Consider the following 11,188-nt stretch of genomic DNA (forward strand, 5'->3'; position numbering starts at 1 on the left):
GGCGGCCGCGAGCGCCTCGCGCACCTCGGAGTCCAGTCGGGCCGGCATCGCCGACCCAGCCCGGCTCGCCGCGGCGGCGACCTGCGCCCAGTCCCCGTACACGTCCTCGAAGTCGCTGCGCCGATCCGCGCTCCGCCCCTGCGTGTCGATCGAGGTGTGCAGGTCGGTGCGACCGGTGGCCACGAACGCCTCGTCGGGCGCCTGCCACGGCAGTCCGGCCGGCCGCGCCTGGGGGTCGAGCAACCCGTCGGACCCCCGCAACGCGACGACGTGACGCCACACCTGCGGGTCGATCCACGGTTCTCCGGCCAGCGCGTACTGCGGGTGGACGGTCAGGCGCGGGCGCAACTCGAACCCCGCCGACGCACCCACGGAGCGCAGTGCGTCCAGGCTCGGCCACGGCCGCTCCGGGTTGACGTGGTCGGCCGTCACCGGCGAGATGCCGCCGAAGTCGTCGACCCCGGCGCGCCACAGCGCCGCACACTCCTCGATCTCGACGAGGTTCGGCGGCGCCTGCACCCGCGCGGTCGGGCCGAGCACGAGGCGGGTCACCGCGACGGCCGCGAGGTGGCGGTCCAGGGAGGCGTCGGGCGTCGCGCGCATCGCCGTGCGCTCCTTGGCCCGGAAGTTCTGGACGATGACCTCCTGGATGTGCCGATGCCGGCGAGCGACCTCGCGGATGGCGAAGATCGATTCGGCCAGTTCGGTGTCGGTCTCGCCGATGCCCACGAGGATCCCCGTGGTGAAGGGGATGTTGAGGCGGCCCGCGTTCTCGAGGACGTCGAGGCGGATCTGCGGGTCCTCCTTGTCGGGTGACCCGTGGTGCGGCCCGCCGGGCTCGCCCAGCCGCGCCGACGTCGTCTCGAGCATCATGCCCATCGACGGGCTCACCGGCTTGAGTCGCGCCAACTCTGCCCACGACATGACTCCGGGGTTGAGGTGCGGCAGCAGGCCGGTCTCCTCGAGTACGGCGATCGCCAGGGCGCGAACGTAGTCAAGGGTGGAGTCGTAGCCGCGCGCGTGCAGCCACTCCGCGGCCTCGGGCCACCGGTCCTCCGGCCGGTCGCCCAGGGTGAACAGCGCCTCGCCACACCCGGCCGCCGCGCCGGCGCGGGCGATCGCGACGACCTCGTCGACGGAGAGGAACATCTCCTCGCCGGCCGCGCGAAGCTGCGCGGGCGTCTTGACGAACGCGCAGTAGTGGCAGCGGTCGCGGCACAGTCGGGTGATCGGGATGAAGACCTTCGGCGAGTACGTCACCGCGCCGGGGCGGCCGGCCTGGTCGAGGCCGAGGTCGCGCACGCGGGCCGCGGCGGAGCACAGTCGGGTCAGGTCGTCCCCGCGAGCGCTCAGGAGCGCGGTGGCCTCGGCGACGTCGAGGGCCACGCCCCGGTCGGCGCGGGCCAGGGCGCGGCGCAGGCCGTGGTCGGACGTCACGGCGCGGTCTTCAGCAGCGGGAGGACGTCCTCGCTCAGTTGCGTCAGGAACCGACGCTGATCACCGCCCGGACCATGGAACACCAGGTGGGTGAACCCGGCGTCGACGTACTCCTGCACGGCCGCCGCCGCCTGCGCCGGGTCGTGCGCGACGATCCAGCGCTTGGCGACCTGCTCGATCGGCAGTTCGTCGGCCAGGCGCTCCATCTCCTGCGGCGAGTCGACCGAGTGCTTCTGCTCCGGCGTCAGCGACAGCGGCGCCCAGAACCGGCAGTTCTCCAGCGCGGCGGCCGGGTCGCGGTCGTAGCTGAGCTTGATCTCGATCATGCGGTCGAGCGCGTCGTAGTCGCGCGAACCGGCCGCGGCGCCCTCCTTGACGGCCGGGATGAGCTTGTCGGTGTAGAGGTCCATGCCCTTGCCGCTGGTGCAGATGAACCCGTCACCGGCGCGGCCGGCGTACTTGGCCACGACCGGCCCGCCGGCGGCGATGTAGACCGGCACCGGCTGCTCCGGACGGTCGAAGATCTGCGCGTTCACCGTCGTGTAGTAGTCGCCCTCGAAGCTGACGCTGTCCTGGGTCCACAGGGCGCGCATGAGCCGCACCGACTCGCGCAGGCGGGCGAAGCGCTCCTTGAACTCGGGCCACGGCGCTCCGCTCACGGCCGTTTCGTTGAGCGCCTCACCGGTGCCGGCGCCCAGGAACACCCGGCCCTGCGTGAGCAGTGACATCGTCGCGAACGCCTGCGCGATGACGGCCGGGTTGTAGCGGAACGTCGGTGTCAGCACGCTCGTGCCGATCTGCACCCGGCGCGTGCGCTCGCCCACCGCCGCCATCCACGCGATCGAGAACGGCGCGTGCCCCCCGTTGGCCCGCCACGGCAGGAAGTGGTCGCTCGTGGCGACGCTGTCGAGGCCGACCTCCTCGGCGAGCACGGCCAACTCGACCAGTTCGCGGGGGCCGAACTGCTCGGCGGAGGCCTTGTAACCGAACCGAAGGGAGTTAGGGATGGGTGTCATGTGCGCACTTTAGGGGTGAGAAGCCCACCCTGGACACCCCCGCGTCAGAGGGCGAGACAACCCCGCCGAGTGATGGATCCGCGACCCCTATCGCGGCGGTTGGGGGACGCGGATCCATCACTCAACGGGGGTTCGACGGGGGTTCAGCCCCACACGAAGGCCTGGGCCGGGTCGTGCAGCAGCGCGCCGATGTCGGCGAGGAACGTGCTGCCCAACTCGCCGTCGACGAGCCGGTGGTCGAACGACAGCGCCAACTGGGTCACCCAGCGTGGCTCGATCGACTCCGTGCCGTCCGGGCCGACGACCACCCACGGGCGGCGTGCCACCGCGCCGAACGCGAGGATGACGGCCTCGCCCGGGTTGAGGATCGGCGTCCCGGTGTCCACCCCGAAGACCCCGACGTTCGTGATCGTCATCGTGCCGCCGGCCAGGTCATGGGGAGTGGCCCGCCCGGCCCGCGCGGTGTCGGTCAGCGTGCCCAGCGCAGCGGCGAGGTCGCGCAGGCCGAGCAGGTCGGCGTCCTTGATGTTCGGGACGACGAGGCCGCGCTGCGTGGCCACCGCGATGCCGAGGTTGACGTAGCCGAAGCGCACGACGTCGCCGGCGGCCTCGTCCCAGGAGGCATTGACGCCGGGGTGGCGGCGCGCGGCGGCACACATGGCCCGGCCGACGAGCGCGAGTGGCGTGAGCTTGACACCCTCGAACTCGCGACTGCCGGAGAGTCGTTCGATGAGGTCCATCGTCGCGGTCACGTCGACGGTGAGGAACTCGGTGACATGCGGAGCGGTGAACGCCGAGGCGACCATCGCCTGCGCCATCGCCCGCCGGACGCCGCGGATCGGTTCGCGTGCCACGCCGCGAGCGTTGGCGGCGCTGTCCTGAGTGGTGACCCCAGTGGGACCCGAGCGTTGACCCGGGCATCGGGTGCCGGAGTCTCGACCGGCCGCGTCGAGCTCGGCTGGGTGTGCTCGGCCAGCGCCAGCACGTCGTCGCGGGTGATGATCCCGTCCGGCCGGGTCGGGGTGACCACCGCCAGGTCGACGCCCAGATCGCGTGCGAGGCGCCGGACGATCGGCGCGCTGCGCGGTCTGGCGGTCGTCGACGCTGCCGCTGGGACCGCTGCTGCTGCAACTGCTGCCACGGGCGACGCTGCCGCTGGAACCGCTGCTGCTGGAACCGCTGCTGGGACCGCTGCTGTGGAAACCGCGTCACGCTCCGGTGACGCCGCACGCCCCGCGCCACGGCCCACACGTCTGCGCCGCGTGGTCGCCGACGGAGCCGCGCCGTACCCGACGAGCGTGGGTCCGCTGCCCTCATGCGCGACGGGCGCAGCCGGCTCTCCCGACCCGGCCGTGCTGCGCTCCGCCGCGCCACCCCCGGACCCGGCCGCACCGTCCTCCGGCGCGGCCTGCTCGGCCACCACACCCTCGGCCAGCGCACCCTCGGTCACCACACCGTCGTCGATGGTGACGATCGGCGATCCGACTGCGATGGTCTCGCCCACCTGCGCGAGGAGCTCGACGACCGTGCCCGCCCACGGACTCGGCAACTCGACCAGCGACTTGCTCGTCTCGACCTCGACAAGCACCTGGTTGACGGTCACCGTGTCCCCCACGGCAACCTGCCACTCGACGATCTCCGCCTCGATGAGTCCCTCGCCGGGGTCCGGCAGGGTGAAGGTCCGCTTCACGGCGCCTCCATCACACGGTCGATCCCGTCGAGCACCCGATCCAGATCGGGCAGGAAGTACTTCTCCAACCGGCTCGGCGGGTACGGAATGTTCGCCCCCGCGACGCGCACGACCGGAGCCTCGAGGTCGTAGAAACAGCGCTCCATGAGTTGCGCGGCGACCTCGGCGCCCATGCCGAGCTGGCTGCTGGCCTCGTGTACGACGACGGCGCGGCCGGTTCGGCGCACCGACGCGACGACGGTGTCCATGTCGAGCGGCGAGAGGGAGCGCAGATCGACGACCTCGACGGACGTGCCCTCCTCGGCCGCCGCCGACGCCGCCGTGAGGCACGTTGCGACGGTCGGGCCGTAACAGATGAGCGTGACGTCGTCGCCGGGCCGCGCCACCGCAGCCTCGTACAACCCGCGCGGCGCAGCCGTCGCGCCCAGATCGACCTCGGCCCGATCGTGGTAGCGCCGCTTCGGCTCGAGGAAGATCACCGGATCGTCGCTGGCGATGGCCTGCTGGATCATCCAGTACGCGTCCTGCGGCGTGCCGCACGTGACGACCCGCAGTCCGGCGGTGTGCGCGAAGTACGCCTCCGGTGATTCGCTGTGGTGCTCCGGCGACCCGATGCCGCCGCCGTACGGGATCCGCACGACGAGCGGGATGCGCTGGTGCCCGCCGCTGCGCGCGTGCAACTTCGCGGCCTGGCTGACGATCTGGTCGAACGCCGGGTAGACGAACCCGTCGAACTGGATCTCGCAGACCGGCCGGTAGCCACGCATCGCCAGCCCGATCGCGGTGCCGACGATGCCGGACTCCGCCAGCGGCGAATCCATGACGCGCGCGTTGCGGAACTCGGCCTGCAACCCGTCGGTGACGCGGAACACCCCGCCGAGTCGACCGATGTCCTCGCCGATGATCAGGACGCGATCGTCGGCGGCGAGCGCGGCCCGCAGCCCGGCGTTGATCGCCTTGCCGATCCCGATGGACACCGGCCCGGTCGTGTCCTCAGCCCGGGCCGGCGCGCTGCGTGGGGTTGAACTGCGTGTGGTTGACCCCTGCTGCGTCGAACTCACTCAGGCCTCCTGCCCCTCGGCGTGTCCGACTGCGCCGTCCTCGACGCCGTCCTCGACTGTGCCGTCCTCGACGAACGACGCCAGGTACTCGGCCTGCGCCGCCTGCTCGGCGGCCATGACCGGGTGGTCCTCGGCGTAGACGTGGTCCCACATCGTGCTCGGATCGGGGTCGGGCAGCGCGAGCAGCCGCGCCCGCACGTCGGCCGCGAACGCGTCGGCGGCCGCGTCGACCTCGGCGAAGAACGCGCCGTCGGCCCAGCCCTGCGCCACCAGATGGGCGCGCAGGCGGGCGATCGGGTCGCGGTCGGCCCACGCCTCGACCTCCTCGGCACTGCGGTAGCGCGTCGGGTCGTCGGCGGTGGTGTGCGCGCCCATCCGGTAGGTGAAGGCCTCGACGAGCAACGGTCCCTGCCCGCTGCGCGCCTCGGCCAGCGCTGCCCGCGTCACGGCCAGGACGGCGAGCACGTCGTTGCCGTCGACGCGCAGCCCGGGGAACCCGAAGCCCGCCGCCCGCTGGTACAGCGGCACGCGCGTCTGCTTGGTGACCGGCGCCGAGATGGCCCACTGGTTGTTCTGCACGAAGAACACGACCGGAGCGTCGAACGCGGCCGCGTACACGAACGCCTCGTTGACATCACCCTGGGCCGTGGCGCCGTCGCCGAGGAACGCCAGCGTGGCGACGTCGGTCTCGGGGTGGCCGGTGGCGCAGGCGCCGTCGAGGCGCACCCCCATCGCGTAGCCCGTGGCGTGGAGGGTCTGGGCGCCGATGACGACGGTGAAGAGGTGGAAGTTGTGCTCGTCGGGGTCCCAGCCGCCGGTGGTCGTGCCCCGCCACACGGCCAAGGGGCTGAGCGGGTCGACACCCCGGGCATACGCGACTCCGTGTTCGCGGTAGGTCGGGAAGACGTGATCCTGGTCGCGGAGCGCAGCGGCCGCACCGATCTGGGCGGCCTCCTGACCCTTGAGCGAGGGCCAGAGCCCGAGCTCGCCCTGCCGCTGGAGGGCGTGACCCTCGGAGTCGTAGCGGCGCACGATGACGAGGTCGCGGTAGAAGCCGCGCAGGTCGTCGGGGGTGAGGTCGTCGATCCAGCGGTCCCAGGCCGGGTCGGGCACGCGCTGCCCGGCGGGGGTGAGCAGTTGGACCATCTCCGGGCCGCCGCGGGACAGGTCGCGGTGCAGGCGCGGATCGGTGGAACGCGCGGTGGGTGGGTGCGCGCTCGCGGACGCTGGGCCCGATGTCCTCGAGCCCGACGTCGTCGAGCCGGACGCGCTCGAGCGGGGCGACTCCGGAGTGGAGCCAGGGGTGGTCACGACGGTGTGATCGCTCACGATTCGCCTCCTTTGTCCTCCTGCTCGGGGTCGCCGACGCAGGACGCGGGATGTCAGTTGCTTGACGTCGGTGTCGAGCAACCGCCGAGTCGCCGTGGCGGGTGTGCCGGGCTCGTCGGTCCTTCCACCGTCTCATGGAACGAGATGGGAGGCAACGAGAACCCCAGGGGTGACCGCGCTCCGCGCCTGATCAGCGCTCCGAGCGTGATCAGCGCTCCGCGCGCCAGGCCGCCGCGGTCGCGATGACCCGATCGTTGGCCTCGGGCTCCCCGATGGAGACCCGCACCCCGTCGGTGCCCAGCGCGCGCACGACCAGACCGGCCTCGTCGAAGAACTGCGCGAACTCGGCCGCGCGCTCCCCGACGGGGAACCACACGAAGTTCGCCTGGCTGTCGGGCAGGTCCCAGCCCTGCTCGGTGAGCGCCTCGAGCACACGGTGGCGTTCGGCCACGAGGACGTCGACGCGCTCCTGCAACTCGGCCTTCGCCGTGGGGGTGAGCGAGGCGATGGCGGCCAGCTGGGCCATCGTGCTCACCGCGAACGGGACTGCCGTCTTGCGCAGCGCATCGGCGACCGGCTCGGCCGCGACCGCGTAGCCGACGCGCAGCCCCGCCAGCCCGTAGGCCTTCGAGAACGTGCGCAGCACGATGACGTTGGGGTGGTTGCGGCGGAAGGTCAGCGCGTCCGGGCAGTACTCGTCGGTGACGAACTCGACGTAGGCCTCGTCGATGACCACGGCGACGTCGCGCGGCACCGCGGCCAGGAACTCCTCCAGCTCCGGCGCGGTCACGCTCGGACCGGTGGGATTGTTGGGGGTGCAGATGAGCACGACCTTGGTGCGCTCGGTCACCGCGGCCGCCATCGCCGGCAGATCGTGGCGTCCCTGATCGGTCACCGGCACCATGACCGACGTCGCACCCGCGAGCGCGACGAGAATCGGGTACGCCTCGAAGCTCCGCCACGCGAAGACGACCTCGTCACCCGCGTCGCAGAACGCGTCGATGATCTGGGCAAGCACGCCGACGGAGCCCGGTCCGCACGCGACCTGCCCGACCGGCACCTCGAACTCGTCGGCGATGGCCTGCGAGAGCGCGGCGACGTTCATGTCGGGGTAGCGGTTCATCTCGCCCGCGGCCCGCGTGACGACCTCCAGCACGCTCGGCAGCGGCGGGTACGGATTCTCGTTCGACGAGAGCTTGTGCACGGTCAGCCCCGGCCGCTCGACCGCGGGCTTGCCGGCGACGTACGACGGGACGTTGTCCAACGCCGCCCGCAGGTGCACCTCGGTGACGGCCGGAGTTTCGTCGGGCTGGGTCTGCGATTCAGTCACGGTGTAGTCATATCAGTCCGGCGTCAGTCCCCGTCGGGCACGAACATGCTCAGCGCCCACGACACGAGCGTGATGATGACCGCGCCCCACACGGCATCCCACCAGAAGTGGTCGATGGTGAAGTTCAGCCCCAGCGGGTCGGCGATCCACTCGGTGATCTGCAACATGAACGCGTTGACGATGAAGGTGAACAACCCGATGGTCAGCACCACGAGCGGGAACGCGAAGAAGCTGACGATCGGCTTGATCAGGGCGTTCACGACACCGAAGACGAGGGCGACGATGAGCGCCGTCCAGACCGTCGACTCGGTCGTGCCCGCCCCGAGATGGATCCCCTTCACGAGTAGGGCGGCCACCCAGAGCGCGACCGCGTTGACGATGACTCGGAAGATGAAGGTCGTCATGCGCCCGAGTCTGGCATGGTCGCCTCACCCGCGCCTGTGGATGACCTGTGTTGGACCTGCTTCTGTTGGACCTACCTCTGTTGGACCTACCTCTGTTGGACCTACCTCTGTTGGACCTGCCTGTGCAGCACCGCCATCCGCCGCGAGGGGGCGGTCCCGCGGCGCAGCTGCGGCCACTGCGCGCACCACGCGTCCACGGTGGCGGCCTCGTCGGGCCGTTCGACGTCGTCGGCGAAGATCACCGCGTCGACGGCCAACCGGTCCGCCAGCAGCGGCAGCGCGGGGTATCGGGCGTGCGGACCGGTCGCCTTCGGCGGCCCGTCGACGAGCAGGAGGTCGATGCCGGTGAGGTCGCCCAGGGCGGCCGGGTCGTACCACCGCAACGGAGGACCCGCCGGCGACGCGGCCTCCCCATCTCCCGGCGCGTTCTCCCCCACCTCGGGTAGCGCACCTCCCTCGGCGGGGGAGTCCGCCGGCCACGTCACGTCGACGTCGACGAGCGGCACGACCCGGATCTCGACGGTCTGCCCGACGCCCTCGGCCACACCGTGCTCCGCCAGCATGGCCCGCGCATGCGTGGCCCACCCCTCGTCGTGTTCGAGCGAGATGAGGCGGCCGCCCTGCTCGGCAAGCACGCGACCGAGCCACACCGTCGAGGTGCCGCTGCCGCATTCGACCACCAGCTGCGGGCGGCGGGTCTGCACGGCATGCACGACGGCCAGCAGCCCGGACGGCTCGATCGCCCACCCGCCGACCGCCGGGAGCGGCGGCGTCGTGCCCCCGGTCGAGACTCCGGTCGTGCCGGTCGAGACGCCAGTCGGGCCCACGGCCGTGTTCCCGGTCGACACGCCCAGGCGCGGCAACAGCTGCAGGGCCGCGACCATCTCCGCGACGGGTTCGTACTCGAGGTGGCGCAGCGTGTCCTGCTGCTCGCGCGCGCGCCGGTTGACGACGCGCTCCACCCGGGCCACGAGCGCCTCGACCTCATCCAGCCGGGTCATCAGCGCGTCGAGCCGCTCATCGAGCCGCTCCTCGAGCCTCGCCATCCGCGCCTCGAGCGCGTTCCGGTCCGCATTCTCGTGTCGGCTCATGGCCCCATCCTGCCGGTTTCCGACATCGCTCGGCCATACTTCTCCCAGCGGGTGTGACGGCGCACCCTCGTCAGCTGACCCCAGCTGCCGACAACCTTGAAGGATCATCGAATGAACGAGACCCGACGCGGCGCGCACCGGGCACGTAGGTCGTCCCCCACCGCCATGACGATCGTCCTCACTGCGGCCGGCGTGGTGGCCCTCGCCGCCGCTGGGTACGGCGTCGTGCAGGCGCTCGACGCCGACGGCTCCGCCGACCCGGCGGCCAGCGGCACACCCGGGTTCACCTGCCCCGCCAGCCCGATCACGGTGACCGCGGCACCGGCGATCGCGCCGGTGATCCAAGCCCAACTCGACTCCGTCGCGCAGGCCAACAGCTGCGCCGATGCGTTCACCGTCACGGCGATGGACTCGGCCAAGGCCGTGGACGAGATCAACGCGCGCAAGGCACCCGACGTGTGGGTGCCCGACGCCCGGTCGTGGGCCACGCAGGTCGACCCGCAGCGGGCCCGCGCAACGTGGCTGGACGGCACCGGCGTGGCCACGTCGCCGGTCGTGCTCGCCTCCGCGTCCGCCGACGCCACCGCTGCCCCGGCCTCGTGGAAGGCCGCGCTGGCCTCCGGCGACACCCGCCTGGCTCGTCTCGAGGAGGACGCCGCCAGCCGCGCGGCCTATCTCGCCGCGCGCGACGGCAGCACGACCATCGACGAGGCGACCGGAGCGAAGTTCATCGCCCTGGCGCAGACGCTCGCCCCGGGCACGGCGAAGCTCGCCCAGACCACGGACAAGTCGTTCCCCACCACCGAGCAGGCCGTGCTCGCGAGCAACGGCGACCTGAGCATGAGCGTGCCGAAGCAGGGCACGCTGGCGCTGGATTACCGCTGGGCCACCAACCCGACCCTGACCGGAGCGCGGTTGGAGGCCACCGACGTGGCCCTCAAGGCCCTGCGCACGCCCGAGGGCCGCACGGCGCTCCTCGATGCCGGTTTCCGCGTCGGTGACGCCAAGCCCGAGGGCGCGGTGAACGCCAAGGTGGGCAAGCTGCCCGACGCCAAGACCCAGACGGTGGCGATGCAACAGTGGGGCGGGCTGGCCACGCCGCTGCGCCTCCTGGCCGTGTTCGACGTCTCCGGATCGATGAAGGCACCCGTGCGCGCCGGTGGCCCGAGCCGCGCCGAGGTCGCCTCCCGGGCCGCCAACCAGGCCCTGGGCTCGATGCCCCCGACCAGCCAGGTCGGTGTGTGGGTGTTCTCGTCCCGCTCCGGGCCGATCCGCGCGGAGTACCGCGAGGTCGTGCCGGTGCGCCCGCTGGGGGCGAAGGTCGGTTCGGGGACGCAGCGGCAGGTGCTGTCCACGGCCATCAGCGGCGTCGGCAAGTACGTCGGCGGCGACACCGCGCTCTACGACACGACGTGGGCGGCGTTCGACAAAATGAACTCGTCCTATGACGACGGCTCCGTCAACGCCGTGGCGATCATCACCGACGGCGTCGACGACAACCCCGGGCGGGGTGACCTGAACCTCACCCAGCTCGTGGAGAAGTTGCGGGCGGAGTACAGCCACGACAAGCCGGTGCCGATCGTCACCATCGGCTTGGGCGAGGCCGACCCGGCGGCGCTGCAGGCGATCTCGCTGGCCACCGAGACGCAGAGCTACCTGGTGAAGGACCCCAGCGACATCGGTCGGGTGCTGGTCGACGGGCTGTCGTCCTGGCGAGACTGACCCATCCCAATCACCGCAGGTAGGGCGGCATCACCCCAGGGCCGCATCACCCCAGGGCCACATCACCCCAGGGCCACATCACCCCAGGGCCACATCACCCCAGGGCCG

General features: G+C 71.9%; 10 protein-coding genes. 1 reads left to right on the top strand and 9 read right to left on the bottom strand.

Annotation, left to right across the window (positions count from 1 at the left end; genetic code table 11):
* The 9 genes from cofG to KD1_RS11705 form a co-directional block, all read right to left on the bottom strand.
* The coding region (cofG, locus tag KD1_RS11670) for a 7,8-didemethyl-8-hydroxy-5-deazariboflavin synthase CofG (protein WP_217995876.1) at positions 1-1,437 on the bottom strand (1,437 nt) is incomplete at its 3' end.
* Positions 1,434-2,453 (bottom strand): glucose-6-phosphate dehydrogenase (coenzyme-F420), encoded by a 1,020-nt coding sequence (gene fgd, locus KD1_RS11675; protein WP_068402103.1) that lies wholly within the window; start codon positions 2,451-2,453, stop codon positions 1,434-1,436. The genes cofG and fgd, both read right to left, overlap by 4 nt.
* Positions 2,454-2,596: 143 nt before the next feature.
* A complete protein-coding gene (locus KD1_RS17575) occupies positions 2,597-3,307 on the bottom strand; it encodes a dihydrolipoamide acetyltransferase family protein (protein ID WP_306307018.1) in 711 nt (236 codons plus the stop codon).
* The gene (locus KD1_RS17580) at positions 3,202-4,143 is read right to left on the bottom strand and encodes a biotin/lipoyl-containing protein (protein ID WP_217995877.1); all 942 of its coding nucleotides are present in this window, start codon (positions 4,141-4,143) and stop codon (positions 3,202-3,204) included. The genes KD1_RS17575 and KD1_RS17580 overlap by 106 nt, the downstream gene beginning before the upstream one ends.
* Positions 4,140-5,120: an alpha-ketoacid dehydrogenase subunit beta gene (locus KD1_RS11685; protein ID WP_217995878.1), complete on the bottom strand. Its 981-nt coding sequence runs from the start codon at positions 5,118-5,120 to the stop codon at positions 4,140-4,142. Before KD1_RS11685 ends, KD1_RS17580 begins: the two co-directional genes overlap by 4 nt.
* Positions 5,121-5,204: 84 nt before the next feature.
* Complete coding sequence (pdhA, locus tag KD1_RS11690) at positions 5,205-6,533, bottom strand: pyruvate dehydrogenase (acetyl-transferring) E1 component subunit alpha (RefSeq protein ID WP_306307019.1); 1,329 nt, start codon at positions 6,531-6,533, stop codon at positions 5,205-5,207.
* A 208-nt stretch (positions 6,534-6,741) separates the two neighbouring features.
* On the bottom strand, positions 6,742-7,863 hold the full coding sequence (gene hisC / locus KD1_RS11695) for a histidinol-phosphate transaminase (protein WP_068402105.1): 1,122 nt from the start codon (positions 7,861-7,863) through the stop codon (positions 6,742-6,744).
* A gap of 23 nt (positions 7,864-7,886) precedes the next feature.
* The gene (locus KD1_RS11700) at positions 7,887-8,267 is read right to left on the bottom strand and encodes a phage holin family protein (RefSeq protein ID WP_068402107.1); all 381 of its coding nucleotides are present in this window, start codon (positions 8,265-8,267) and stop codon (positions 7,887-7,889) included.
* Between the two features lie 101 nt (positions 8,268-8,368).
* Positions 8,369-9,358 (bottom strand): class I SAM-dependent methyltransferase, encoded by a 990-nt coding sequence (locus tag KD1_RS11705; RefSeq protein ID WP_068402109.1) that lies wholly within the window; start codon positions 9,356-9,358, stop codon positions 8,369-8,371.
* Positions 9,359-9,469: 111 nt separating this feature from the next.
* On the opposite strand from KD1_RS11705, the gene KD1_RS11710 reads away from it, so the two are divergent.
* Positions 9,470-11,080, top strand: coding sequence for a VWA domain-containing protein (locus KD1_RS11710; RefSeq protein WP_068402111.1), 1,611 nt, complete (start codon positions 9,470-9,472; stop codon positions 11,078-11,080).
* The last annotated feature ends 108 nt before the right edge of the window (positions 11,081-11,188 follow it).

Origin of the sequence: Kribbia dieselivorans NBRC 106261 (assembly GCF_001552435.1) — a bacterium.
Lineage (GTDB): Bacteria > Actinomycetota > Actinomycetes > Actinomycetales > Dermatophilaceae > Kribbia > Kribbia dieselivorans.

Bases quoted from the DNA above. Each gene is read 5' to 3' on its own strand.
- KD1_RS11710 (WP_068402111.1), top strand. From the start codon at position 9,470: ATGAACGAGACCCGACGCGGCGCGCACCGGGCACGTAGGTCGTCCCCC.
- fgd (WP_068402103.1), bottom strand. From the start codon at position 2,453: ATGACACCCATCCCTAACTCCCTTCGGTTCGGTTACAAGGCCTCCGCC.
- KD1_RS11705 (WP_068402109.1), bottom strand. From the start codon at position 9,358: ATGAGCCGACACGAGAATGCGGACCGGAACGCGCTCGAGGCGCGGATG.
- KD1_RS11700 (WP_068402107.1), bottom strand. From the start codon at position 8,267: ATGACGACCTTCATCTTCCGAGTCATCGTCAACGCGGTCGCGCTCTGG.